We start from the raw sequence: 23,405 nt of genomic DNA, 5'->3' as shown, positions 1-23,405 counted from the left end.
TGAATTAATCCTTTTTGCGAAACACGACCCCTTTGAGAGGGTCTAGCACCACTAGCCATTTGCCTAAGTCGGCTACCCCCGCATCATTTAGCACTACATAGCGGCAATTCCTCAACAGGGCTGATATCCAGCCATCAGGTGGTTTCAACAACTCTTTGAGAATGGGCTTCTTAGAAATGCGGGTGCTGTTGGCTAACAAATCTCGAATTATTGGTAAAGTTGGCCGAACGTTCAGATTGATCAGTTGATGCTCCCCAGTAGGCAAGCGCAATCCCTCTGCCGTTTGCTGAAGAAAGATTGTGGTGACCGATTCCTCTCCTAGTCGCGTTACCGCTGCAATGGTCGATTCATCGTCTTCTTCGCCCTGGCGGGTTAATTGATCAGGGCTGCTATTGCTCCTAGCAGGGGGTAACTTGACCTGATTTGCTCTGGCTCGGTGGGAATCTTCGGTTTCTGCTCGGTAGTCAGCTAGAGAAGCTTGCCAATCCTCTTGGTAAAGAGGCTCTAGACCGTCTGGAATGGGGGCATCCAAGTCATAAACCGACTCAATTAGGCTGTCCGTTTCTTCAGGGAGTTGAATTTGATTGCGATCTTGTAGCGCCAACCAACTCCGCAACAGGATGTGGCGATCGTAGATGTAGCCACTCTCCCGAAATTCAGCCTTCTGCTGGCTCTTGATCGTTGGTTCAACAATCCACAAAACAGGCTTATCTACAGCTTGGGGGCGCTTCCGGCCACTGTGTCGATGCAGCCGCCCCGACCGCTGAAGCAGTAAATCAATGGGGGCTAAATCACTGATCATCAAGTCAAAGTCAACGTCCAGACTCTGTTCGATCACTTGCGTGGCAACTAAGACATACTTCTCAGGACGTTTACCCTTTTTGCCAAACATATCGAGACAGTCCTGTTCAATCTCCTCGCGATCAGCAAACAGGAAACGACCGTGGAATAGCCCCAGTTCTTTCTTAGGAGTGAAGTAAGGTTTCAGGCATTCATAGACTTTCTGTGCTCGCCCTACCGTCGAGCAAATAACAGCCGCACATCCTCCGTGCTCTAAGTTGGTATTGAGTGCGTCAGTCCACTCTTTATCCTGGTCATCGCCCTTGACCCAATGGATGCCTAAATCTCGGCAAACATGGCCAGAGGCTGGAAACGATTGGGTGACAACAGTACCGTTGGTAAATGCCGTAATGCGGGGATACTGGGTTTCCGGCAACTCTGGAACCGGCTCATCCGAATCTTGACTACCTTTGGCGTAGGCTTCGAGTAAACCCTCACGGGTGCTTTTGGGTAGGGTTGCCGAAAGCGCGATGACCGGAGAACCCAGCAACGCCAACCATTCTAAGAACCGTTCCAATAGCGTCCCGGTATAGAGGTCATAGGCGTGGATTTCATCCAGAATGACCGTCCGCCCTGCCAATCCAAACAGGCGCACAAACTGATGCCGAGATCGCACTACGCCCATTAACCCTTGGTCAATGGTGCCAACGCCGTAGGGACTTAGGAGCGATCGCTTGCGAGCGGTATGCCATTCACTGGCGACGACTTTGCTCTCACTGTCGTAGACCTGCTCCAGCCGACAGATCGTTTGCTGATAGTCTTCTTTAAGCGCTGCGGCTGAATGGCTTAACGTCAGGTTGATGACCTCTTGCTTGTAGCGCTTGCCCAGGAAGTCCTGCACTCGCTGGAACATGGCGTTGCTGGTAGCCTGGGTTGGCAGGCCAATATAGAACCCTCCGGCTGAAGTCTGGTGTTGCAAGTAGTCCGCAAGATAGAGCGCTGCTTCCGTTTTGCCTTCACCCATCGAAGCTTCGACCATGATCAGACACGGTGGCTGAAGCTCTGAGGAAAGAGCGATCGCCGCTTTTTGTAAGTCCCTCGGGTCATCAAACCCAAATAATTCTGTAAACGTCAGTGGATCACCGTCTTTATGGTGAGTCCATCCCTGTTTCGCTAGAGCCCGTTTTGCTTTTTCGTGTAAATCGGCTGTGTACTCGCCGAATGGCTTGTCGTTAGCGTAAGGAAAACCAGACTCTTCATCAGGATTCGAAGCTAGCCAATCCGAAACTGTCGTTAATCCGGCTAACAGCATTGCCGCTGCATTATCACACTGACTCGGCAAGTCCTCTGTTGTTAGTTCAACAAACCTTGTCAACTGTTCAAATATCCCTAGGCTGTGTTGCCGCCAGATATTGTTTTCTCCAACACCAGCTAAGGCACCATCTAAATTCTTGATGTCCTCACTGGCTGGGAAAAAGCCGTGATGCCCCCCCACAATGATGGCTAGCTTCTTCGCTAATCTTTTTGCATGGCGTTTAGTCAGCGTATCGCCAACGCCCAATTCAACCAGAAACTCTGGCAATGTGGCTGCTGTGACTAGACCATGTGGTGTTTTATTTTTACGGCGAATTTGAGGCAAATGATACCAACAGTCATACAAGGTATCTCCGACTAATGCTTTCCCAACGTCACTCACTTGAAACTGGAAAGCCGGACTCACTTTGCCCAAGTCATGGGACCCGGCCATAAAGCCGCAAAATCGAATGGTCGACTCTTTGGGTAGACCGAAACCATCGCATAGTCGCTGAACTGCAATCGGGCTGAGATGATGCTCAATAATCTCCATTGCCACTGCTGCCGTATCCGCTAGATGACAAATTACCGGATGGTATCTCGGCTCCTCGTTTTCAGACTTTGCCTTACCCGTCTTAGCCCAAAATCTCGGCTGCCTCATTGTCCTTCCCCCTGCTGATAATGGCTCTGCATACCTTCGACCTCATCCCGTACCATCGCCACCAACTGCGGCGGTCCTAACACCCTGGCTCCTCTGCCATAAAACAGCACCCACCGCTTTACCTCATTCAGTCCTCGTACTACAAACCGCAGCGTAAGCGATCCGTCCGGATGTTCTTCAATCTGCTGAGTGGGGTGCCAGCGCCGCTCTCGGATATACGGCGCGGTGGGTACGTCAAACCAAATCAGCATTTCCTGTGGCACGCCGCCCACCTCGTGCTGGAACGCTGAGGCAAAATGGGCTTCGCGATCGAAGGTGGGATCGACTTTAAAGGTTTCGTCTATTAGCTCGATAGTTTGGATGCGATCGACCCGAAACCACCGAGGTTCCTTCCGCGTATGACACCAACCTGTCACATAGGGATTGTTCCGAGAGAAATGCAGCACATACGGGTCTAGCTGCCGCTCAGAGATAGGCTTCCCAGGCGTGGCATAGCGAATCCACACCCGTTGTTGGTGTTGGCAAGCTTGCTCTAGAATCTGCCAAACCTCCGGATTCAGATCCAGCTCAGCCCCTAGACGAAACATCACCGAATCATCCGTTAGTTGCTGTAAATCCACCCAAGTTTGCTCCGGCAGTCGCTTTGCCAACTGCTCGATCGCGGATTCAAGCTGTTCTCGATAGGCCGAACCACTGTAGGCTGAGAGCATTCGTGCTCCTAGCGTCAGCGCAAACAATTCTCCCTGAGATAGAGGAATGGAGGGCAAGCGCCAGTTGGGATCGGTGAAGTAATAACCATTTCGACGACTGTAGGCGATTGGCGCGCTAAAGCGATCTCGGAGAAAATCCAAGTCTCCTCTGATTGTTCGTTCACTGACTTCTAGCGCTTTAGCTAAGCTCAAAGCAGTTTGTCGTACAGGTTTGCGAATTAGCTCATCGATCGCAAGTAATCGCTCCAACTTTCTAGACATATATCAGTTTCCATCACTCACGTTCTTAGCCAGAATAATCAGTGAACCCGGCAAAAAACTTGCCGGGTTTCAGGTAAAGTGAAAGCCTTCAGTGAGTACGATCTAATTTTTCGTTTTCAGCAGAAATATTCTATGAAAAGCCCCAGAAGATTTTTCCTCCTAGGGCATCAGAACACTCAAGAATTATTATCAATGTTCACTTGGCAATAGCAAGACAGGCTTAATAACGCCTTCCATCTCACTGAATTCCACCCAAATCGTGATTTCCGGTAAAGGAAAATCAGTGAACGGAATGTCTTTCGTGAAAACGATGTTGTCATTGCCATCTTCACACTGGAGAGTGGCACCTTGGTGCTCATTGAGCTTCAGATGCCAAACCTGAAATGGCTCCTGGCAAATTTCAGTCTGCGTTTGAACAGAGACAATTTCCGTCAGAAGCCAGTAACATTCGGCATTTTTAGCAAGATACTGGATGCCGTCAGTGTAATAGGCAAGGGTAACCTCGCCACAGCGGTAGCGATACCAGCGTTGTGTACCCGTAAAGTGTGCAAGACCTGCTTGCAATTCTTCAGGACTAAGCAAGGCATAAAGCCTCCTAAGATAGTGCCCACGCAGCATCGAGACTCCTGAATCGGCCATCAAGGGTTAAGACCCTTTGCACGCGATTAGGGGTAAAGGAGTTGCCATTTAGTCACTTTTCTGAAGAGTCGGTTTTGAGGACTTTAACCAGATTTTTTCCTAAGGGCTCCGCCCTCGCGCCCGCAAGTCTTCCCTAACGGCGCTGGATGGGTCGCGCCAACCTTCCGCGTTTCGCTTACTCACTTGTGCAGCCAGTCGCTAAGGAGGGCTATCACAACTCCTTCCCCATCCAGCGGCCTTGCACTTGCTACCCCGCTCTCGTCGAGGGGCAGAGGGTGATGCGACGGGCATCAACCCTTTAACCAAGAATGGAGCAAGCACAATGAGCGACACACCCAAAATCTATGTTGCAGACCTAGCCGCCTATAACAACGGCATCCTGCACGGCAGATGGATAGACGCAACCCAGGACGTTGACGATATCCAGCAGGAGATTGCAACGATGCTACAAGACTCACCGATTCCTGATGCTGAAGAGCACGCCATCCATGATTACGAGGGCTTCTCAGGGTATGACGTTAACGAATATGACGGCATTGAGACTGTACAAGCGATCGCAACCTTTATTGAAGAGCACGGCGACATCGGCGGGTTACTCCTGGAGCACTGGAGCGGTGACTTAGAGCAGGCAGAAAGGTCTATTGAAGACAACTACTGCGGCCAATATAAAAGCCTTTCAGATTATGTACAGGAGCTGACTGAAGAAACCACGGAAATCCCTGAGTCTCTGAGGTTCTACATCGACTATGCTGCCATGGCACGAGATATGGAACTTAGTGGTGATGTATTCACCTTGCAAACTGGCCATGAGGAGGTACACGTGTTCTGGAACCATTAGGTTCCAGATTCCCCGCTGCCCTTTCAACGATGAGCCGCACAGGCAGAGGCGAATATTCGGATTTTACTTCCCTCTAAAATTGTGTGCGATCGAGCAGTCCGGCCAGAATGGCCAAACAGCACATCATGCCTTTAGTGAAATGATTGAGCCTTTAATAGCTCAATGACTCAATCAACCTCATCCAGACGGTCGAGATTGAATTTTTGAATAACCTCTTTTTGTTCCGCTTCCTGAAGCCAGGCGTCAATCGCTTCATTGACGATGGCATTCACTGATGAATCTTTTATCCCCGCCAGTGCCTTAAGCAGGCGATCAGTCTCTTCAGAGATGTAAACCCTGATTTGTGGCTTTGCAGGCTTTGACACAAGTTTGATGCGTGCGGCAACCTACACATCATCCTCAGTTTTGAAAAAATATTCTAGGGATATTGCCGTAATAAGGTATTTGCCTTAATCTAATCATGGCATCACTTTTCTCTTTTTTCTCGGATAAACTTTATCCAAGGAGCCTCAATATGATTACCCTGACCCCTGATGAGGTTGTTCTGATCAAATCTGTTCTTACTGCCCTAAGAGGCATTAAAGTACGCGATATTGACAGAGCTTTACTCGTTCTGAGTAAAAAGGATATCGGCGCTTCATCCCAAGAAAACCGCCCTACCCCGCCAGAGTAAAGAAGCAAAACGCGGGGACGGAATTTGCTGAGCCAGCGTGATCAGCCTAGCGATCTCAGTGGCTCTGCATCACTATTTATCTGCAAACCAGCCAATTTGAGTCTTCCGTGCCATTCTCGTCAGCGTCGTTGAACCACCGATCTGTGGAATGTCCTCCAGTGCAAACCAGCCGACCTCATGAGATTCCTCTGAAATGCTGAAGTTCAGATCCTGTGCGACCAACAGAAACCGGATGTCGTAATGAACGTGGGAAGGTTCTTTTGGGACGTTGATAAGATGATGATCAATATCAAAAATTCTGTTTGCGATCGCTTTAATTGTCTGAATCCCTGATTCCTCACGAGCCTCCCTCAGCGCTCCTTGCAGAAGATCGGCATCCTCCGCCTCTAGGTGGCCCCCGAGTTGTAGCCAGCGATTGAGTTTTTTATGATGCGTCAGCAACGCATCGGAATGTTCTGGAGTAACGAGCCAAGCTGACGCCGTCAGATGGCCGACATGATTACTCCGCTGCCAAAAATGCTCATGTTCCTCCAGAAAGATCTTCACCGCAGCACAGGATTCCGCTTCCTGTGCATCAAATGGACGGTGACGCAAAATCAGGTCAAAGACATCTTCTCGCTGCATCTGACTGAAGTGGTCCCTCTTGACAGGCTCAAATTGTAGCGCCCTTTGTTGCTGACCTCATAAACGCTCGAAAGGTCACGGCAATTCGTTTATCCACATACTTCTTCGACACGGGCACTTCATGCGTCCAAGCGGCATTCGTGGCAAATGGCATCACAAAGATCGTACCTGAATGGGCTAGAAAATCTTGGTATCCCTGCTCTCGCCATGGGCGCAGTCGGAAAACCCGCGATTCCCCTAGAGATAGGGTCACAATCGGGCTACCCGGAATCAAGTTCTGCGTGCTGTCACGATGCTTGCCAATGTAGTGACCCAAATTACCGGCATACCAGGTCATCAAAATACCATTCAGGCGTTCATCCACTGCCTCCTTCATCCACTGCCATATGGGAAGGATTATCTCTGGGACTGGCTTCGCCAGATTGGTATAGCCCGAGTAGCAATAGGACTGGTTGTACGCCTGTTCCCAGCGGGGTGTTTGAACCACGCGACCATGAACCTTGATCGTGTTGTATTCCGGAGGATGTAGACTCCAAAGCTCCATAAACTGAGCTGCATCGGGCATGAGATAGGAAGGAAGCTGGCCTTGCCATAACTGGTGCCCCTTCCCCAGCTCAAGGCAGCGGAATCCAGAGTAGCTTGAGATATGTTGCCTCACCTGTCTTGAATCACCGGACGCTCCAATACTCACAAGGAAATGTACACGCCTCCACAGACCCGTGAACACCCTGGACAAGCTACTCTATCACTTTGCAATAGGTTGGATCTGTCTGAAACGGACGGCATGTAAGGGATTTCCCCCTCCTGGACAACCTACCCATCTAAAAAGCGAAAAAAGAGCACGGGGCAAAATGGAGGTTCCTATGGACGCCATCAATCCGACAGTTGGTAACTCTATATAACAGTTGAACTGTCACACTTAAAAATGGTGTGCAAATGGTGAGCAAAAATTTATCTGCTAATGAAAGCCTTTCTTCATGAAGGTTTTGGAATTTTGATTGACCGCCTCCTAAGCGGTAGGTCGCGCGTTCGAATCGCGCCAGTCCCGTCCCTACAAATCAATGGTTTCAGCACACTCAAAGTTTTTTTTGAGAGACATGATCAGTTCTGAATTTCTCAGATTTCACCCGCAGAACTTACGCGGGTCAAGAGAGCGGTGATTCTCATGGGGCAAGTTTTCGTTCACAGGGCATACCCATGTGATATCCCATTCGACCTTGTCGCAATTAGCCCTAAAATCTCAACAAGCGCCGTGTTGCAGAACTTGAATGACGTAACAGTGGAACAAGGTTAGTTGCTTAAATCGCAGGACAAGCAGATCCTTTCTTGAAGAGTGCCCCGAGCGAGATTTTTGACATGTTTTCAAGAGAGGTTTGTATATCGATTAGCCAGTGCAATGACAGGCATGAAACATCACTAGATAAAGTATAAATACAGCGCAGTCAAACTCGGCGTAGGGAGTTAGAAGACCGCCTTACGTTGAGTTTTGAACATACTCAAGACGTATGCTTATAATGCATGTATGATACACACATATAAATATAGCCGTCAGCTCATGGATTGACTTTATGGATGAAGAGAGAACATTAAATCTTTTGGGGGCACTGGCACTCAGCATCATGGACAAATTAAGCTCCATCGTTGAGGTTAATGCTGGATATGGTGGAGAGGCTCCTGCTGCCCTGGTAACTTTAGGAGCTGACCCGGGACTCTCTATCAACTCACTACGACAAATTCTCAGTCTCTCCCACTCGGGGACTGTACGACTCATTGATCGCTTGGAATCTAAAGGTCTTATTGAGCGCAGACCTGGAACAGACGGTCGAACCCTTGCCCTGTTTCTTACGGAGGCAGGACATCAACGACGGAACGCCATTCTGGCTAAGCGACGACAACAGTTGCAGTTTGCCATTAATTCACTGACACAGAGTGAACTCGAACAACTGACAAAACTTATGGAAAAGATGCTCACGGTGATGACGACCAGCGAGTTGCGTAATTTTGCAATTTGTCGTCTTTGTGAAGAAGAAGTGTGTCCGGCTGATCGCTGTCCTGTGGAACAGAAATATCGCCAGTTGTTGGAATTATGAACAACACTGTTATTGCTCTTGGTTACGCCTTCTGTTGGGGAGTGGGGGTAACACTGACAAAAATTGCTCTTTCAGAAATAGCAGCAACAACACTTTTAATGATTCAACTCCTCTCAAGCGTTCTATTTCTTACTGTAGTTTGTCAATTGAAGGATCGCCAACTTCCCTTCTCCTGGTACTACCTCAAGCAAGGATTTGCTGGAGTCTTTGAACCTGCTTTAGCCTACATGTTCGGCACCTTTGGTATAAAGATGACGACCGTAAGTAACTCCACATTGATTGCCTCAACTGAAGTAATTCTGACTATTTTACTTGCAGCAGTCTTTTTGAGAGAAAAACTTACACGAACAAAACTATTGCTGGCTAGCATTAGTTTTATGGGAGTGTTTCTATTAGTTTTAGAAGATACTCAAAGCGCGAATCATTCTTCTCTCATTGGTGATTCACTTGTACTTCTCGGCACTGTCTTTGCAGTATTCTATGTTCTTCTAAGTAAAAAACAGATTGAAACTGCTAATCCATTACAACTCACTACATCACAGCAAACAATAGGTTTGATTACAACCGCGTTGTGCTTCAGCTTACTGTCTATTTTCAATTCAAGCTATGAAATAAATACAACAGATATTCCATTTCAATTTTGGCTACTTGCAATAGGTTCAGGGATTATGCAGTATGCTCTAGCGTTTTTACTATACCTCATTGCACTACGAAATACCCCTGCAAGCCACGCTGCATTTTATCTTGCCCTAATTCCTGTTTTTGGTATAGTTAGTGCGATTGCGCTGATAGGTGAGCAACCTAATATTGCTCAGTGGATTGGAGGAGGATTGGTTATGATGTCGTCCTATTATGCTTACAGCTTGAAACCTACATAAGTAACCATGTAGTTGACTACTATAAAGTTTCAAAGCGCCTTTAATAGAAATACAAAAAACAAGAGGATTCACTATGCAAAATATTCTTTCGTTCACTAATTAGAAAATAGTTGTCCAAACAAATCTGGTATCAAATACCATGACAGTTGTATTAGAGCCGACCATTGATGCATTCTGGCTAGTTTTTACGAAAGCTATATCTTTGCTGATTTTTACTATTGCCTTTTTATTTTTCTTGACTATTGTCTATGTATTATGGATCAGTGTCAGTCGCAGAATTAGAGTAATACTGAAAAGCCGAAATTTTCGCAGCGTCGAGCAGTTCTGTAAGCAAAATAGTTATACTGAACCTTTTTTTCAAGAAGGCAGATGGTGGGCTTTCCCGCCAAACGGCTTTATTCCGGTAGAGCTATTACATACGCAAAATCTCCAAGAGAATTATCTGGACTATGTAGAAATCATAAACAAGCTTTCAACAATTTTATTATTAATTTGTCTGATCGTGTTGTGCTCCCTTGTAAGTTTTCTGCTTTTTGAAGCAACAAAATCCATGCATTTTCTACTCAGACTTATGATTTTTAACCTTCATATTTTGATTTGCAAAAACACGCTTTTAAGTATAATAAAAATTTTTTTTGAAATTCAATATAGATTCAGATTTTCTCGAAAAATCAATGTTTTACTAAATATATTAATTTTCTTGATTTCGGGATTTCTATGTGTATTATAAATTCTGCTTCTCATTTCTTGAATGCTACTTATCAAGCTATTTCGTTGTGTCAATATGAAATATAACAATGAAAACGATCAAATCAGTTGTAGCGATTGTCGTATAAAATTTCATCAAACTGTAATAGAATATGGCTTCTAGTCAAGATACATGATTCGTTGCTCAACTAGCTTAAACATTACTTTTTCAAGAGTAAGTCTGTTTACTTTTAGTCAATATTTTTGCCAAGTATCGAATACGGCCATTTTTGATACGACTCACTGATAGTTTTATCGGAAACAGGTTTCCAAGACGTCTTGAGAGCTTGGGGGTGTATCAAAACTTGTTCCATACTCTATGTCACTTAAATAGTGAATGCAGATGAGTTTTGACACATCTTGGGAGGGTATGAGCGGGTTTCGATGGCTGAGCAGTCATTGATATTACAGACTGATCGTCTCCAGTAAGCTGGTTGTGAGAAAATCCACAGCGGTGTGGTGAGTGGTGCGCAGGAAGCTCGTCCTGGACTAGGCGAGGCGATCGCCTATCTGCGAGAAGGTGACGTGCTGGTCGTCGTGAAGCTGGACCGCTTGGGCCGAACGCTGAAACATCTGATTGCCACAATTGAAGAATTGAACGATCGCGGTATTGGCTTCAAGAGCTTAAATGACGGCATCGATACCACGACCTCTACTGGCAATCTGATTTTTCATGTCATTTGAGCGATCGCAGCTGTAAACACTGACGATGCCCTTGCAGCCAGCGGCTCCAGTGGGTACACAGCACATCAAATACTGCTCCCCTCGTTTGGCTAGCTCTAGCACTCGATAGTTTTAGGCCAAAACTGGGAATCTAGAATTTGGGCCATGGTGTAGGGACACACAGTGGGAAAAGTATCAGCAGATAACTCCGTTTCTTTGACCGCATCACGACGGGCACGACGATAGTATTTGGCAACCCAACCGGCCTCTTCTAGAAACCGTTGCAAGCTCGGGCTATCCTCCAAGCAATCCTGGATACTATCCCGACAATTCGCGATCGCGATTGTCCAGCTTTTGGTGTGCCGTTCCGATTGATACTGCCACTTGAGTAAATGCATCAGCAGCACCTTCAGGTAACTGCCAAGTTCCTTTTGTTCACTTCTGCTCAAGTCCGCTAACTCCTCAACCAAATTTTCTACGTCGACCTCTGCCCACTGTTCCTTTTGTAGGCAGGCAATTTGGTGCTGTGTCCACAGGTGGAAGTCGCGATCGTGCAGTGCAGTGTCAAAAGCTCCCTTGTTTTTCTGCTGCCACTTTGCATCAGTCATCAGCGTCTTTCCTTCCCGCAGTAGTTTATAGCTGTTTCGTCATTCACCGCTAACCTCTGAGCGTGTTCAAATACACCTCAAACTCCCGCAGAGCCACACTTGATCCGGCTGACCAAGCCGTTCCACATACGCTGGCAACACTGCTTTCACCTCTACAGTCGGAAACGTCGGACTCTGAGCGCTGTCTTCATATCCCTCATCTGAAAGGACATAAATGCTGATCTGTCCCTGCCGATAAATCCACACTTCTGGAACTCTCAGCATTTGATAAATATCCAGAGTCGTGAGTGAGGTGATATCGACTTCAATGGCCAGATCAGGGGGTGGGTCCACCGCAAGATCAATACGCTCTTTACCCAAAGCTGCCTGCCAATTTTCGATATAAAAACAAGTGTCAGGTTCTAATCCAGCTTCACTCAGTCGTTTTAGCGTGACTGGATCAAACCCATGCCAGTTACGATTTTGATGGCGCAGTAACGTTGTCACCAAATCGGCCAAGTCTGACTACGATTACCGTGACCAGCTAAAGGCGCCATGAGCGAAAGCGTCTGAGTTTGAGCGTCATAGCGAATTTTAATGGCGGCATCATCGCGGCGACTCTCCAGTAGCGCCTCGTAGTCTTCCCAAGTTTGATACGTGAGGGTCACTTCACTGCCTGGGGGAAGCTGAATGCGGTCTCGGCTAACGGTTAACACCATGCTGCTACTCCTCAAACTTCGTCCGGATCGATGCCCATGTCTCTCAAGCGTTGCGCTAAGCGCTCAGCCTTCTCACTCGTTGCCGTAACGGTCTCTTCGGGGGTTGGAATCAGCAGGTCTTGAGCATCAAACCAGCGGAGCCACAATCGTTCAATGCCGCGATAGGTGCCTTGCCATACCCCAATGCTGACTTCCCACTCAGAAATCGCGACCCGCTGATCGACGATTTCCATCGGTTGATAATGGCCGCCGACGAGATGAAACGCTCTGAGTCGATTGGTGTAGCGATCGAACACGATGTAGTAGGGAATTCGCAAAATTTGTTCATACACTTCCCACTTGGTAGGCGTACCATCTTCATCGCGACTCGTCTGGCCCAGATCAGCTTTTTCTGTTCCTGGCGACAGTAGCTCCACTACCACAAAGGGGTTAACTCGCTCTTGCCACACCACATAGCTAAGGCGCAGATCTTGCCCTTCGTACAACCGGGGTACCCCCACGACCGCAAACCAATCGGGACGTTTATGCCAGAGCGGATGATCGACATCGTAGTAGATATTCATATCCCCTACGCTGAAGATCTCATCATCGGCATACTTGGCTAACTGCAGCGTGGCGCTTAATAATTGGGGTTGCAGATAGTGAAATTCGTCAGGCAAGCCTGGCTCCTCTGGAAACTCGCTCGGCAAATCATACATGGTCGGCAACGTTTCCTTCGCAGGCCGAGGCGGAACCGTTTGCTCTACGGAACGCTTGAATGGGGAGATAGTTTTGGGGTCCATAGTCGTTACTTTCTTAATGCTTTGCGGTAGGCTTTAACTGCTTGGGTTTGGTTGGAGTTGCCAACAAAACTAGCCAGCAGCTGGGTATCGAGCTGAGGGAGGCGTTGGCTGGTCGAGGTCTTTTTGTAGCCGGTCTTGCTATCCAGCAAGCAAAAAATGCTGAGCTGCTGATTCTTCCAGAACCAGACCTCTTGAACCCCCAAGCCTTTATAGACCTTGAGCTTGTCAATGCCACTGCTGGTGAGCACAATTTCCAGAGCAATGTCGGGGACTTCGTGGAGTTCGCCGAGGCAGTAGCACTCATCCGGTTCCAACTCTCGCGCAGCGGCTTCTTTGCGAAAAGTAGCGGAACCATAGCCATTGAGGTCTAAGTCCAATTCTTCAGCAAAGGCTTCGATCAGGCGAGCGATGATTTTCTTGAGACGTTCATGCTCCGGGGAGGTGGTTATAAGTTCGAGGCTTCCCTCCAGATAAGTCATCCGTAGGGCTGGAAATTGATTCATGAATAACGTGACTATCGCATCGTACTGCTGCCAGGTCACGCCTTCCAAGGTGAGTCGTTGTTCCTCACTGGGGAGGGCATTGGGAAGATTAAGTAAGGATACCGTCATGGCGTACTTGTTACCTCTTTCCCTACTGTAGTTCAGGTCATGCTTGGTGCTGTACGGCGTTCGGGAACATAATGCCTCCCTACGAAATCCGGTTTTTAGCTACTTGGAGAGGAGTGCGTTCTCCCTTTGATTCTGCCTCATCAAATAGCCGTTCGGTTCAACGGGTTAATAAGGAATGAATGAATTTTAAGTTCTCAGGTTTGAGTTTTGAATGATTGAGTCATCGGCGAATCCAAAGCTCAAAGTTGATACTTAAATAAGTTCCCGTTCCTAAGGCTTGCTGTAACTGTGGGTCAGGGCACTGCTGCAAGAGCTGCTCAATGAGGGAATCGACCTTGGCTTGATGCTCATGATCCGCCCAGACCATTTTGTTGACTTCCGTGCCATCTGGGCGAGTCACGGTGACTCGTCGCGCTTCAAAGCCGCCTCTGCTGGTCGCTTTCACCGCAGCCTGCAATACTTCTAAATTCTTAAACCGTCGCGACAGATCACTCAAGCTCAGCTCAAAGCGGATCACATCTTCATCTGTCCAAGATGCGGCAGGCTTTTCAGCGATTACCATCACTACGGCTTCTAGCCAAGGGCGATCGCTTTTCCCTTCATCCGCTGCGGCTCTGGCGAAACGATTCAGACTCGCCTCCACCCAGTTCCCTAACAGCCGACTAGCCCGAAACTGGAGGTCAGAGCGGAGCTTTGTGCGATCGCTAAACTGCGGTGGGCCAAACTCAATTTCCGTTGCCCAATCCGTCAGCTTCTTAGAAATCTCTGGCTCTCGTCCTCGTTTCCAATACTGATCAGCAGCATTGTTTAGGGCCCGCACCAGAGTAGCCATCAGCGGTTCTCATTGGGCGATCGCGGCAATGATGGTGATGTCCTTTGCTGGCAAAAATCAGAAGAAAGGCCAACTGGCCCGAGGCTACCTGGCTGGAAGTGGTGCAAAACGCGCCGCCCGCAAGAAAGCGATGCAGCAACTTCAGGAACGTCGCCACAATACTGTCACCTCGTATGTTGGCAGCGCCATTCGGAATGCCAAAAGTCAGATCAACGGCGATCGCAGGCTCTGGCTATCCGATGCCCAGCAAGGGATTGCTGTCTGTGGCGCTCCCGGTTCAGGCAAGACCTTCTCGATGATCAACGCTACCATCCGTTAAGCGTTGGATCAGGGAATACCTGCGATCGTCTACGACTGCAAATATCTCGACCAGACGGAAGTCCTAGCTGCCCATACCGCTAGACGCGGCTACTCCGTCTCTGTCTCTATTTTCCATAAACCTGCCAATGAATCACCGCCGTTCGCCGTTGCTGGTAGTGGAGGTGGTGAGCGAGTCTACGAAGAGTACGGACTATCGCGCGAAGCGGGCGGAGTATAGCGTGCTGGATATTCCGGAATACTGGATATGTGATCCGCTGAAGGAGAGGGTGACAGTGTGTACGCTGTTGGAGGGTTGGTATGAGGCAGCAGAGTTCGCTGAGGAAAACCCCATTGAATCAACACTGTTTTCAGAATTGCGGGTGCCCAATCGACAAATACTGAATCCCTAAATCCTTCATTCGTCAGTTTCGAATAAGGCGGTCAAATCTTGGTAGCCGCTGACGACGCGAAAAACTTCGATCGCATCATCCAGTAAACGGTAGAAAATCAGATATTGCTGGTAGGGCAAACTCCGCAAGTTTGGATAGAGCTCATCCCGTTTGCGGCCAATTTGAGGAAACTGAGCAATCCGCTGGAGCACCGAATCGATATCACTTAGAAATGTTTCTGCCCGGTCGAGGCTGCTGTGGGTGGCGAGGTAGTCTGCAATGTCCTTAATATCCTGACTGGCGCGGGGGGTGATGCGGCAGACTCGACTCATGACTCAGTGTGACGACTTCGAAGACGCTGACGAATGGCGTTGATTTCGACGGAGGCTTCTAGCAGTTCGCCGCGCTCAGCTTCATTCGCACCCAGCAAGACCTCGTCACGCAGGTCTGCAAAACGACCCTGGTAAATCTGCTCACGCTCAGCCAATGCTTGCAGTCCTGCTAGCAAGATGTCATCTAGAGAAGCGTATTTACCACTAGCGATCTGACGGTTAGCAAACTGTTGTAGCTCAGGGGGAAGTGAGAGCGCCATTGCTGTACTGAAATGGACTATCGACACGATATTAGCTTAGCGTGTAATCAGAAGATGGTAAGCCAGTTAGCCGCTCTTACTGCCTAGCTTTCAAAGGAGTAATCAACCGCCCCCAAAGCTAGCATCGACGTCCGCTGCGCCTCCGTCAAACCCTGTACCCCAGTAATGTCGGTCCCTTCGTAGGGACGTGGAATTTGTAGTACTGCAATGCAGTCTCCTGTTTCTATATTCCACAGGCGCACTGTTTCATCGTGACTACCACTAGCCAAAGTCTGTCCATCTGGACTAAAGGCTACTGATCTAACTGTATCTGAATGTTTGGAGATTATGCGAATGCATCGTCGTTCTTTAAGATTCCAAAGACGAATTGTTTGATCATCACTTCCGCTAGCAAGAATTTGACCATCTGAGCTAAATGCTACTGATTTAACTTCATCACTGTGCTCTGAGAAAACATGAGCACACTCTTGTTCCTCAAGATTCCATAAACGAATAGTAGAATCACCACTACCGCTAGCGAGAAATTGACCATCTGGACTGAATGCTACTGACCTAACCCAAGCATTATGTCCTCTAAAGACATGGAAACATTTTTGACTTTGAAGATTCCACAAACGGATCGTGGTGTCGTCACTACCACTAGCAATAATATGACCACTCGGATTGAAGACTAAAGATCTGACCCAATCAGTATGCCCCTTAAAGACGCAGAGACATTCTTGGTTTTGAAGGTTCCACAAACGTATCATTGTATCACTGCTACCACTAGCAAGAATATATTCATTGGGATGAAAAGTTATTGCCCTTACTCAATCTGTATGTCCTGATAATGTACGAAAATGATAGTCGTTGAGATCCCATAATCGAATATTGAAGTTGTCAGCACCACTAGCAAGAATTTGACCATTTGGACTAAATGCGACGGAATAAGCCCAGTTGATCTGCTTAGAAAAGACATGCTTACATTTGAAGCTTTGAAGATCCCAAATCCAAATTGTCGAATCTTCACTACAACTAGCAAGAGTATGTCCATCGGAGCTAATTGCCAATGAGTAAACCCAATTTGTATGCCCTGAAAGAACGTAAAAACATCGAAGTTTATTAAAACTCCATAGGCGAATAGAAGAATCATTGCCCCCACTAACAATAAAGTTTCCATCAGGACTGAACACTACCGATCTAATCCAATTGGTATGACCTGATAAGACCTGCAAACACTTACATTCTTGAAGATCCCATATGCGGATGGTAAAGTCGTTGCTACCACTTGCAAGAAACCGATTATCAGGGCTGAAAGCAACTGTTCTGACTCGATCTTTGTGCCCTGAAAGAATGCTGATACACTTTCGACTTTTGATGTCCCATAATCGAATAGTGAAATCATCACTTCCACTAGCTAAATATCGTCCATTAGGACTAAAGGCTACTGATGCAACTCCCCTGATATGACCTGATAAGAGATGTAAGAATTCACGATCTTTGAAATCCCAAAGTTGAATATTGCAACTATCGCCTCCACTAGCAATAAGTTCGCCATCTGGACTAAACGCCAATGCTCTAACTCGATTAATATCTTCTGAAAAGGTATAGAGACATCGCTTATTTTGAATGTCCCATAGTTTAATAGTAAAATCATCACTTCCGCTCGCAATAACTTTGCCGTCTGGGCTAAACGCTAATGCTCTAATACGACTGGTATGCTCTGAAAAGATATGGAGACATTGTTTACCACGAATATCCCAAAGTCGAATACTAGAGTCACTACTGGCACTTACAAGGAGTTCATCTTTTGGACTGAAGGCTATTGATCTTATTCTGCCAGAATGTCCTGAAAGCGTAGCGATATGTAAATGATCGCTGACTTTCCATAATTGAATCTTCCCTTTACTATCGCTGGTCGCTAACAGTTCCCCTCCAGAGTCGAATGCAACAGATTGAATTCCACCAAAAGTGTAGTGTTTTGGGTATTGTCGTACTCCACCAAAACCGACGGTCCCTGTAAGCGATAGTAGTGGGCCTGCTGCGGTTGTAGAGCACCGGCCCAGGCGAAGCGAATCTGGTTCAGTCCGGCGGCTTCTACCTGCTGCCGCTGGGCAGTGGCGATATCCGGAGCCAGGTTCCTTGAATGCGATCGCCCTGCACAATCCCTACTACCTTTGAAATTGCTTCTCTCAAAGTGTAAGGTTTTCAACCCGTTTTGACTGGAGGATGCTGATTGCTGTCTTGTCAAAGATCGCTTCTTAGCGACCCTTTGCCACTTGAATCAGAGCATTCAACCTTCAAGATTTTTAAGGCAATCATTGTTGCCGGAAAGATATTTGAGATCAACAAAACCGTTGATAATCTCGCCTTCGACAATTGTGTGGTCATCGCCTTTGACAACTGTCGAGTGATTATCGTCCTCTCGTTTAATGGCCACTTGCACTCCCATTAGGACGGAATCTCCATTGTTGATGAATGTACATGGTTCGAGAGCAGTGACCTTATCATCTGGCCCCAAAAGCGCCAGTTCGCCATTGGACTTTTTAGCAATCCCAGAACCATCTCCCTTCCAAACCCCCGCTGTACTAGGGTTATTTTCTCCCTGAGGCAAAATGACCCTTAACTCCCCAGAAGCAGGAGGGACAGGTGCAGGCTCAACAGGAGGGACAGGTGCAGGCTCAACAGGAGGGACAGGTGCAGACTCGCCCCCAGAACTGCAACCAACTGCCAAAAACAGGGTGAATGCAAAACCCGTTGTGCTCCACGTATGGAAGCTCATAACTTAGGCCTCTTTGAATTAAATTATAGTTATTTTGTACTATATCAAAGAGAGCTTGACAAGTACATGTGAACTTTTAATGCAAATGTTTCGTGTATTCATGGAGCGAGATTTGGTAAGCAGGAGATTATGTCTGCCGACTCGTGACGTTTCTTGCTTTGATGAGGGACAGCACAAGTGTCTGAACCTCCTGTTTAACAGGAGGCCTAAATCAGCCGCACGTACTACACCAGTTCAGGGATGCCGTAGAAATACCACCGATTGGTCGCGGCTAGGCGCTTAATCATGTATTGGTGATCTTAAGCTGAATAAAGACTTTCGTTGAGTCATACCAATCCTTATCCTGGAAAGTCAATTTCATACTTTCTGCAAGAGCTTCTAACTGTGCTTCCCTCCGAGTTAACGTCAGTCCAAGCCTCAGAGTCACCTGTTACATAAGCTTCTCGCAAAGCCTCACATTCTGATTCAGTCATTCCTACTGCTGGCTCTTTAGTTGCAGGTGTTGCGGTTGTGTCCGTGCTCCCAAGCTCAGGTGCTGGTGGAATGGCTGAATCAATTCGGCTATACAGCTCAGTTTGAATGTTCCGCCAGTATGTAGTGGGCGTCTTGATTGAATTAGCTTGCTGGCGCGCGTAGCCTAACTCACCATTCACTAGAGCAGCTTCTGCCTGCTGACGTTTAGCTTCGTTTTCGTCCCAATCTTTGGTCCAAAGTTCGATACGGCTCTGCGCATCTTGATAAAGACTACTGTCAGGAGAGATTTCATTTAAGGCATCAAGTGCCTTTTGCCGCTCGCCTCTCTCGTAGTAATCCCAAGCAATATCAAGAGCCTGTGCGGCAAAATCATCCAAGCTAGCTTGCGACAAGGCAACTGCCTGTTCGAGAAGCCGGTTATGGCTACTCTCAACAATTTGGTGATTGGGAGCCGCTATCTCTAACGCCATAGCAGCTCTTCTGTTGGGAACCGTACTTAGCCTTGAGGATACGATTACTGCAACTCCTGCAATCAAGATCGCAGAACAACCCGCGAGTTTGAGCAAGAAGAAAGCAGTTTGAGACTGAGAATCTTTCCGCTTCGCTGCTTGCTGGACTGACATATCATCAGACAGAACGACGGGCTCATCTATGTCAGCCGCAGCTGCAGATGCAAAAGATTTTTCCTGTAATGCTCCTTGTGGTTTGCCAAACTCGATAGCTTCATGTTCAGACGCAATCTTGGCTTTGATGGCCTTCGTATCATCATTTTGCAGACCCAGGAGCTCCCGAAATCGGTCAAGGTCAGCTTGCTGTCGAGGGGGAATACTGTTGTCTGATCCCAAGACTGAGCGTAGCACTTCTTCATATTTTTTGAGGTTTTGCTGATACTGTCGGTAAGGCTCAAAAACTTCTACCTCAATGGCAGCCGCTTGAGAATCTGAAATCATGAGTGCTTGTTGCCTATGCTGCAGGAGCCTTCGGGCAACTACCGATATTTCCCCCTGACCATTTTTGGCGACCCTCTCAACTTCTCGACGATATTGCAGCACAGGCTCTTGTGCAGGCGCATGGGCAACCGTAATTTTAAAGCCCTCTTCAGAAACAAATATCTTCGGCTTCATTGCTGGGGCTGCTGCTTGCACCTTTCGCTTTGCATATTCATGCAGTTCGTCTGTCGAAATGATGCCATTATCGTCTTGGTCAGCTAAGCCAGTTTCGATGCCCTCAATTAAATATCGGGTATAAATTGATAAATCGGCTCCCTGCTGCTCAAAGGAGTATTGACTTGAGGTTGAAGAGGTTAGAATAGCTCGCCCTTCGCCCCCTAACTCTCTTTCAATATCAATCACGCCATCATCTTTGGCTGTCAGATTATCGCCGAAAGCTCCGCTGAAACAGCAATCCAAAATGACAACCTGACGCTTAGAGCGGCTGCGATCCATATTGTCTTGGATAAAACTTGTGGCGACAGCGCTAGATCTAACTAATTCTCCTCGCTGATCTTTATAAGTTTCAGGCGCAGCTAGATAAAGTTTGCCATATTCATCTTTAATGCCATGCCCAGAGAAAAAGAAAAGAACAAGATCGTCCCGATGACGCTGAGAGAAGACTCTTTCAGCTGCTTCTCGAATCGTCTGAGAATCAGCATCAGTTAGCGTTTCAACTTCATCGAAATTGCCCATTTCAGAATGCTTGAGCACTCGTTTCAACTCATTAATGTCCTGTATCGCAGCAGGCAGAGAGCTAAGATTGTTTTGGTAGTTGCTGACACCGATCAGCAAAGCTATTTTTAGCATGTCTCTCTTCTCCTCAATCCGAGATGAAATCTTGAGCAGCTTTAATGGCCGCAGTCAATTCCGCTTGGCTACTAGCAGTTACTCTCAAGCGCTTGCCATTGGCCTCTACTTCCATCTCAATCGCTTTTCCTAAGAGCCGATCACTCAAAAAGCCACCGAGTGCTTTAAAGTTCTCGGCGCTCACCTCAGCCTGCAGTAACCCAAGTAAAAATCCAAACCCTTTACTCGACTCCGGCGGCGTCGGATCATCGACTCGGCCAACATTGTTTACTTCATCAAGGGCTCTTAGCTGAGGCAGCAATTTCTGGATCTCTGCTTCTCGTTCGGATAAATCTAAATCTGGATCGTTAAAGCTAATCCTGACTTTGACGGGGGCAGATGCGCTGGTGACCACAGTTACCTCCAAGTTTATTGAGAAGGATTCAATTGGTTTGATCAGATACCCTGCAGTGGAAAAGCCGCGTATGCCCCAATCATGCACACTCTATAGATAAGGGAGCACCTATTCAGTCAAGTGCAGCCTAAAGTTGCCATACATCAATTCTATTCTATCTGTAATTTTAGTGATATTACAGCAGGCTTAATCTATTGATTGTGATCTAGGGCATAGTCCTAAGTAACAGAAATTACTTAGGAGATGAATAGCTTTATCTCAGATTTGCAAGCCACTGGTATGCATGAGCTGGCTATTTGTGAAGTATTTATCTAACTGACTACCTCTGCAACTGCTCGATCGCCTCTATCACAATCTCTGGCGTCAGCAGTTGGAGTAACACCCTGGGTTCACTGGCTTCGGTAGGATACGCCAGATAGAGGGGCACCCCACTGCGGCCAAAGGATTCTAGAGTTTGGGCGATCGCCTCATCTCTATTCGTCCGCTCCGCCTTGAGGTAAGCCACCCCCCCTTTTGCTCAAAAACATCAGCCACTTCCGGTTGATTGAGGGCAACTTTTTCGTTTGACACGTCTTAATCGCCCATGCCGCATGCTTGGCTCCCTATTGAAAAACGTCTGCTCTTTGATGCAGAACTGCAACTTGCTGCCTGTTCGATTCTATACAATCCTGTTTGAGCGGTGGCCTGAAGTGCTGCATCTTAGCCACTGTGGTTAGTCCCACCACATAGCGATGATGGGGCGACAGCATTCACGGGCTTTCCATTGCTCAATCTGGCGGGACATTTTCTCCTCGCCCAGCACGTCGATCAGCGTTTCCAACCGACCTAAAATCTTGGCTAATCGAGTGCGATCGTAGACCTCACAATCATCAACTTGCCAGCGTTTCGCCAAATCCAGCAAGGGGGCAACACAGTCATCATCGGTGCTTTGAATGTACAGCACGTCATTTTGGTAGAGTCGCTCATCACTGGCATAAACGAGCATTTCCAGTAAGCGGGCGATCGGCGCTTCATTGGTCTTCTGGTAAAAATCCATCTCAAACACCAGCCAACCTAACCAAAATTTTCGCCAGAGCTGCGGCTGAGCATAGAGATCTTGCACAATTGGCTCTGGCTCAAAGTTGTTAAAGCGGCGCTTGAGCAACAGGGCGGTCCACAAGTCCTGAGTCGTGGCTGTATGTATCGGCTGATCAGGGTTATACATGGATGCTGTGCTCAATCATCGAATCGATTCCTGGGAATGCGCGATCGCCTGCCCATCTTCTTGAGAAAGCGCCTTGCTAAAGACAACTCGCATCTGGCGATGAACCGCCTCTATCATTTCCTATTCTCCTTGAGGCTTTGAAAGCTTCGCTTCTAGAAGAGACAGCAAGGTGTCCTGTACATCCGGTTTAGCCTGATGAAGGCGTTCCAGAATCAGTGCTTGCCCCTTTGCCTCAGTCGCTGCGGCTCCAATCCCCAAAGCCTGCACATCAGCATCACCGCGATTTCCAGCTAACAGACATTGAATAATGGACTGCAAATCATCCGGCATCTTTTCAAGTCAAGGATTATTGTTCCAAGTTTTAGCTAGCTAGCAGTTCATATTGCCCATGAATGCGATGGTCATGCGACCCGCCGCAGGCGATCGCACCACTGCTGAGCAAGCGCAGCAATCTCCTGGCGCTTACTCTCACTAGCCCAAGTCTCTGACCAACTCAACTTCCATCGGCTGAGCGATCGTTGCAGGTCTACCAATAATCTCCACACGCTGATTTTGAGAAACCACCCGCAAGCCCAACTTTGATGTAGCAGCGATCGCTAGTGTCAGTCAGTTAATCAATGACCGTCAAATGTTTTGTGGAAGCTCAGAGTATGACACGAAAGATTAATGCTGCTGAACCGCTTCAGGGGCCTCAAGAAGGTGGGCGCGACAGGGTGCGAATCATGGTGCTGGGGTCCCCTGAAGGCGTAGATAGTATTGTGAAATCGCTCTACGTACTCAGGTTCGCTGAGATGAAGGAGTGGTCGAATCCCATGCCGACGGGTCGCGCTGGTGAAGTGATGCGGATTTTGACCAAAACTGTTTTGAAGTAATAGGGCAAAGCTTAGGGTGGACAAGCTTTTGTTTTACCTCGCAGCCCATGAGTTTGAATGGGAGCACGTCATCCACTGGGGGATGAAAAACAATCAAGTTGATGGTTGAGATAAAGGGATCTCAATTTGAGCATTTGTGGCAAAGACGCTTCATTCCATTGAGCCCCCGTCACCTGCAATCTGGCATCGATTTGTTTGACCCAAGATTCGACCGGACCAGAGCCAATCGGGA

31 protein-coding genes and 2 pseudogenes are annotated in these 23,405 nt (G+C 47.7%); 9 read left to right on the top strand and 24 right to left on the bottom strand.

What is annotated here, in order from left to right:
* Positions 1-4 precede the first annotated feature (4 nt).
* The 3 genes from cas3 to PN498_RS00155 form a co-directional block, all read right to left on the bottom strand.
* Entirely contained in the window at positions 5-2,734 is a 2,730-nt protein-coding gene (gene cas3 / locus PN498_RS00165; protein WP_272060639.1) for a CRISPR-associated helicase Cas3', read from the bottom strand.
* Positions 2,731-3,705, bottom strand: a complete 975-nt coding sequence (locus PN498_RS00160; protein ID WP_272060638.1) for a helix-turn-helix transcriptional regulator — start codon at positions 3,703-3,705, stop codon at positions 2,731-2,733. Before PN498_RS00160 ends, cas3 begins: the two co-directional genes overlap by 4 nt.
* A 189-nt stretch (positions 3,706-3,894) precedes the next feature.
* Complete coding sequence (locus PN498_RS00155) at positions 3,895-4,344, bottom strand: DUF6876 family protein (protein ID WP_272060637.1); 450 nt, start codon at positions 4,342-4,344, stop codon at positions 3,895-3,897.
* A gap of 322 nt (positions 4,345-4,666) precedes the next feature.
* Between PN498_RS00155 and PN498_RS00150 the strand changes: the two genes are divergently transcribed.
* Complete coding sequence (locus PN498_RS00150; RefSeq protein WP_272060636.1) at positions 4,667-5,182, top strand: antirestriction protein ArdA; 516 nt, start codon at positions 4,667-4,669, stop codon at positions 5,180-5,182.
* A gap of 167 nt (positions 5,183-5,349) precedes the next feature.
* Here the strand turns inward: PN498_RS00150 and PN498_RS00145 are convergent, their stop codons facing one another.
* The gene (locus PN498_RS00145; protein ID WP_272060635.1) at positions 5,350-5,547 is read right to left on the bottom strand and encodes a hypothetical protein; all 198 of its coding nucleotides are present in this window, start codon (positions 5,545-5,547) and stop codon (positions 5,350-5,352) included.
* A gap of 149 nt (positions 5,548-5,696) precedes the next feature.
* Between PN498_RS00145 and PN498_RS00140 the strand changes: the two genes are divergently transcribed.
* Positions 5,697-5,855 carry a hypothetical protein gene (locus PN498_RS00140; protein ID WP_272060634.1) on the top strand — a complete coding sequence of 53 codons (159 nt, stop codon included), beginning with the start codon at positions 5,697-5,699 and terminating at the stop codon, positions 5,853-5,855.
* A 72-nt stretch (positions 5,856-5,927) separates the two neighbouring features.
* On the opposite strand, the gene PN498_RS00135 is transcribed toward PN498_RS00140, so the two are convergent.
* On the bottom strand, positions 5,928-6,479 hold the full coding sequence (locus PN498_RS00135) for an NUDIX hydrolase (protein WP_272060633.1): 552 nt from the start codon (positions 6,477-6,479) through the stop codon (positions 5,928-5,930).
* 28 nt (positions 6,480-6,507) lie between these two features.
* Positions 6,508-7,044, bottom strand: coding sequence for an alpha-ketoglutarate-dependent dioxygenase AlkB (locus tag PN498_RS00130; RefSeq protein WP_272060632.1), 537 nt, complete (start codon positions 7,042-7,044; stop codon positions 6,508-6,510).
* A 1,003-nt stretch (positions 7,045-8,047) separates the two neighbouring features.
* Here PN498_RS00130 and PN498_RS00125 point away from each other — a divergent pair.
* The 3 genes from PN498_RS00125 (at position 8,048) to PN498_RS00115 (ending at position 10,878) form a co-directional block, all read left to right on the top strand.
* Complete coding sequence (locus PN498_RS00125) at positions 8,048-8,569, top strand: MarR family winged helix-turn-helix transcriptional regulator (RefSeq protein ID WP_272060631.1); 522 nt, start codon at positions 8,048-8,050, stop codon at positions 8,567-8,569.
* On the top strand, positions 8,566-9,447 hold the full coding sequence (locus tag PN498_RS00120; protein WP_272060630.1) for a DMT family transporter: 882 nt from the start codon (positions 8,566-8,568) through the stop codon (positions 9,445-9,447). Before PN498_RS00125 ends, PN498_RS00120 begins: the two co-directional genes overlap by 4 nt.
* Positions 9,448-10,653: 1,206 nt before the next feature.
* Positions 10,654-10,878, top strand: coding sequence for a recombinase family protein (locus PN498_RS00115; RefSeq protein WP_272060629.1), 225 nt, complete (start codon positions 10,654-10,656; stop codon positions 10,876-10,878).
* Positions 10,879-10,973: 95 nt separating this feature from the next.
* On the opposite strand, the gene PN498_RS00110 is transcribed toward PN498_RS00115, so the two are convergent.
* The 6 genes from PN498_RS00110 to PN498_RS00085 form a co-directional block, all read right to left on the bottom strand.
* Positions 10,974-11,465, bottom strand: coding sequence for a DUF29 domain-containing protein (locus tag PN498_RS00110; RefSeq protein ID WP_272060628.1), 492 nt, complete (start codon positions 11,463-11,465; stop codon positions 10,974-10,976).
* 66 nt (positions 11,466-11,531) lie between these two features.
* The gene (locus tag PN498_RS00105; RefSeq protein WP_272060627.1) at positions 11,532-11,951 is read right to left on the bottom strand and encodes a Uma2 family endonuclease; all 420 of its coding nucleotides are present in this window, start codon (positions 11,949-11,951) and stop codon (positions 11,532-11,534) included.
* A complete protein-coding gene (locus PN498_RS00100; RefSeq protein WP_272060626.1) occupies positions 11,948-12,163 on the bottom strand; it encodes a hypothetical protein in 216 nt (71 codons plus the stop codon). Before PN498_RS00100 ends, PN498_RS00105 begins: the two co-directional genes overlap by 4 nt.
* 11 nt (positions 12,164-12,174) lie before the next feature.
* On the bottom strand, positions 12,175-12,945 hold the full coding sequence (locus PN498_RS00095) for a Uma2 family endonuclease (RefSeq protein WP_272060625.1): 771 nt from the start codon (positions 12,943-12,945) through the stop codon (positions 12,175-12,177).
* A gap of 5 nt (positions 12,946-12,950) precedes the next feature.
* Positions 12,951-13,556: a Uma2 family endonuclease gene (locus PN498_RS00090; protein ID WP_272060624.1), complete on the bottom strand. Its 606-nt coding sequence runs from the start codon at positions 13,554-13,556 to the stop codon at positions 12,951-12,953.
* A 220-nt stretch (positions 13,557-13,776) separates the two neighbouring features.
* A complete protein-coding gene (locus PN498_RS00085; protein WP_272060623.1) occupies positions 13,777-14,388 on the bottom strand; it encodes a hypothetical protein in 612 nt (203 codons plus the stop codon).
* Here PN498_RS00085 and PN498_RS00080 point away from each other — a divergent pair.
* Genes PN498_RS00080 through PN498_RS00070 form a run of 3 tightly spaced genes read left to right on the top strand, consistent with a single transcriptional unit; the run spans position 14,360 to position 15,098 of the window.
* A complete protein-coding gene (locus PN498_RS00080) occupies positions 14,360-14,707 on the top strand; it encodes a hypothetical protein (protein WP_272060622.1) in 348 nt (115 codons plus the stop codon). The two genes, PN498_RS00085 and PN498_RS00080, sit on opposite strands and share 29 nt — an antisense overlap.
* Before the next feature lie 3 nt (positions 14,708-14,710).
* Entirely contained in the window at positions 14,711-14,926 is a 216-nt protein-coding gene (locus PN498_RS00075; protein WP_272060621.1) for a hypothetical protein, read from the top strand.
* Positions 14,874-15,098, top strand: coding sequence for a Uma2 family endonuclease (locus PN498_RS00070; protein WP_272060620.1), 225 nt, complete (start codon positions 14,874-14,876; stop codon positions 15,096-15,098). Before PN498_RS00075 ends, PN498_RS00070 begins: the two co-directional genes overlap by 53 nt.
* A 5-nt stretch (positions 15,099-15,103) precedes the next feature.
* On the opposite strand, the gene PN498_RS00065 is transcribed toward PN498_RS00070, so the two are convergent.
* From PN498_RS00065 to PN498_RS00015, 11 genes and pseudogenes are all read right to left on the bottom strand, one after another.
* Positions 15,104-15,409 carry a type II toxin-antitoxin system RelE/ParE family toxin gene (locus PN498_RS00065; RefSeq protein WP_272060619.1) on the bottom strand — a complete coding sequence of 102 codons (306 nt, stop codon included), beginning with the start codon at positions 15,407-15,409 and terminating at the stop codon, positions 15,104-15,106.
* Complete coding sequence (locus tag PN498_RS00060; RefSeq protein WP_272060618.1) at positions 15,406-15,669, bottom strand: ribbon-helix-helix domain-containing protein; 264 nt, start codon at positions 15,667-15,669, stop codon at positions 15,406-15,408. The genes PN498_RS00065 and PN498_RS00060 overlap by 4 nt, the downstream gene beginning before the upstream one ends.
* 83 nt (positions 15,670-15,752) lie before the next feature.
* Positions 15,753-17,627: pseudogene (locus PN498_RS00050) on the bottom strand (hypothetical protein); the annotation flags it as partial.
* Positions 17,570-17,860: a DUF3500 domain-containing protein gene (locus PN498_RS28530; protein ID WP_442951390.1), complete on the bottom strand. Its 291-nt coding sequence runs from the start codon at positions 17,858-17,860 to the stop codon at positions 17,570-17,572. The pseudogene PN498_RS00050 and the gene PN498_RS28530, both read right to left, overlap by 58 nt.
* A gap of 81 nt (positions 17,861-17,941) precedes the next feature.
* Positions 17,942-18,430, bottom strand: coding sequence for a hypothetical protein (locus PN498_RS00045; protein ID WP_272060616.1), 489 nt, complete (start codon positions 18,428-18,430; stop codon positions 17,942-17,944).
* Positions 18,431-18,768: 338 nt separating this feature from the next.
* The gene (locus PN498_RS00040) at positions 18,769-20,703 is read right to left on the bottom strand and encodes a caspase family protein (RefSeq protein ID WP_272060615.1); all 1,935 of its coding nucleotides are present in this window, start codon (positions 20,701-20,703) and stop codon (positions 18,769-18,771) included.
* A gap of 13 nt (positions 20,704-20,716) precedes the next feature.
* A complete protein-coding gene (locus PN498_RS00035; protein WP_272060614.1) occupies positions 20,717-21,097 on the bottom strand; it encodes a hypothetical protein in 381 nt (126 codons plus the stop codon).
* A gap of 319 nt (positions 21,098-21,416) precedes the next feature.
* Entirely contained in the window at positions 21,417-21,602 is a 186-nt protein-coding gene (locus tag PN498_RS00030) for a hypothetical protein (RefSeq protein WP_272060613.1), read from the bottom strand.
* Between the two features lie 207 nt (positions 21,603-21,809).
* Positions 21,810-22,301 carry a hypothetical protein gene (locus tag PN498_RS00025; protein ID WP_272060612.1) on the bottom strand — a complete coding sequence of 164 codons (492 nt, stop codon included), beginning with the start codon at positions 22,299-22,301 and terminating at the stop codon, positions 21,810-21,812.
* Positions 22,302-22,421: 120 nt separating this feature from the next.
* A complete protein-coding gene (locus PN498_RS00020) occupies positions 22,422-22,631 on the bottom strand; it encodes a hypothetical protein (RefSeq protein WP_272060611.1) in 210 nt (69 codons plus the stop codon).
* 71 nt (positions 22,632-22,702) lie between these two features.
* Entirely contained in the window at positions 22,703-22,834 is a 132-nt protein-coding gene (locus tag PN498_RS00015) for a hypothetical protein (protein WP_272060610.1), read from the bottom strand.
* Positions 22,835-22,951: 117 nt separating this feature from the next.
* On the opposite strand from PN498_RS00015, the gene PN498_RS00010 reads away from it, so the two are divergent.
* The gene (locus tag PN498_RS00010) at positions 22,952-23,173 is read left to right on the top strand and encodes a hypothetical protein (protein WP_272060609.1); all 222 of its coding nucleotides are present in this window, start codon (positions 22,952-22,954) and stop codon (positions 23,171-23,173) included.
* A 68-nt stretch (positions 23,174-23,241) separates the two neighbouring features.
* On the opposite strand, the pseudogene PN498_RS00005 reads toward PN498_RS00010, so the two are convergent.
* A pseudogene (locus PN498_RS00005) lies at positions 23,242-23,405 on the bottom strand (ISKra4-like element ISLesp1 family transposase); the annotation flags it as partial.

The sequence above is a fragment of the Oscillatoria sp. CS-180 genome, from assembly GCF_028330965.1.
Taxonomy (GTDB): Bacteria; Cyanobacteriota; Cyanobacteriia; order Phormidesmidales; family Phormidesmidaceae; genus Halomicronema.
Note: the sequence above shows the minus strand (reverse complement) of the source record. Positions and strands in the feature narration are given on the sequence as shown.

Coding starts and splice junctions, on each gene's coding strand:
- PN498_RS00150 (WP_272060636.1), top strand. CDS start 4,667: ATGAGCGACACACCCAAAATCTATGTTGCAGACCTAGCCGCCTATAAC.
- PN498_RS00045 (WP_272060616.1), bottom strand. CDS start 18,430: ATGAGCTTCCATACGTGGAGCACAACGGGTTTTGCATTCACCCTGTTT.
- PN498_RS00100 (WP_272060626.1), bottom strand. CDS start 12,163: ATGGTGTTAACCGTTAGCCGAGACCGCATTCAGCTTCCCCCAGGCAGT.
- PN498_RS00060 (WP_272060618.1), bottom strand. CDS start 15,669: ATGGCGCTCTCACTTCCCCCTGAGCTACAACAGTTTGCTAACCGTCAG.
- cas3 (WP_272060639.1), bottom strand. CDS start 2,734: ATGAGGCAGCCGAGATTTTGGGCTAAGACGGGTAAGGCAAAGTCTGAA.
- PN498_RS00095 (WP_272060625.1), bottom strand. CDS start 12,945: ATGGACCCCAAAACTATCTCCCCATTCAAGCGTTCCGTAGAGCAAACG.
- PN498_RS00085 (WP_272060623.1), bottom strand. CDS start 14,388: ATGGCTACTCTGGTGCGGGCCCTAAACAATGCTGCTGATCAGTATTGG.
- PN498_RS00160 (WP_272060638.1), bottom strand. CDS start 3,705: ATGTCTAGAAAGTTGGAGCGATTACTTGCGATCGATGAGCTAATTCGC.
- PN498_RS00020 (WP_272060611.1), bottom strand. CDS start 22,631: ATGCCGGATGATTTGCAGTCCATTATTCAATGTCTGTTAGCTGGAAAT.
- PN498_RS00120 (WP_272060630.1), top strand. CDS start 8,566: ATGAACAACACTGTTATTGCTCTTGGTTACGCCTTCTGTTGGGGAGTG.
- PN498_RS00025 (WP_272060612.1), bottom strand. CDS start 22,301: ATGTATAACCCTGATCAGCCGATACATACAGCCACGACTCAGGACTTG.
- PN498_RS00130 (WP_272060632.1), bottom strand. CDS start 7,044: ATGCCCGATGCAGCTCAGTTTATGGAGCTTTGGAGTCTACATCCTCCG.
- PN498_RS00010 (WP_272060609.1), top strand. CDS start 22,952: ATGACACGAAAGATTAATGCTGCTGAACCGCTTCAGGGGCCTCAAGAA.
- PN498_RS00040 (WP_272060615.1), bottom strand. CDS start 20,703: ATGCTAAAAATAGCTTTGCTGATCGGTGTCAGCAACTACCAAAACAAT.
- PN498_RS00110 (WP_272060628.1), bottom strand. CDS start 11,465: ATGACTGATGCAAAGTGGCAGCAGAAAAACAAGGGAGCTTTTGACACT.
- PN498_RS00140 (WP_272060634.1), top strand. CDS start 5,697: ATGATTACCCTGACCCCTGATGAGGTTGTTCTGATCAAATCTGTTCTT.
- PN498_RS00155 (WP_272060637.1), bottom strand. CDS start 4,344: ATGGCCGATTCAGGAGTCTCGATGCTGCGTGGGCACTATCTTAGGAGG.
- PN498_RS00135 (WP_272060633.1), bottom strand. CDS start 6,479: ATGCAGCGAGAAGATGTCTTTGACCTGATTTTGCGTCACCGTCCATTT.
- PN498_RS00090 (WP_272060624.1), bottom strand. CDS start 13,556: ATGACGGTATCCTTACTTAATCTTCCCAATGCCCTCCCCAGTGAGGAA.
- PN498_RS00125 (WP_272060631.1), top strand. CDS start 8,048: ATGGATGAAGAGAGAACATTAAATCTTTTGGGGGCACTGGCACTCAGC.
- PN498_RS00065 (WP_272060619.1), bottom strand. CDS start 15,409: ATGAGTCGAGTCTGCCGCATCACCCCCCGCGCCAGTCAGGATATTAAG.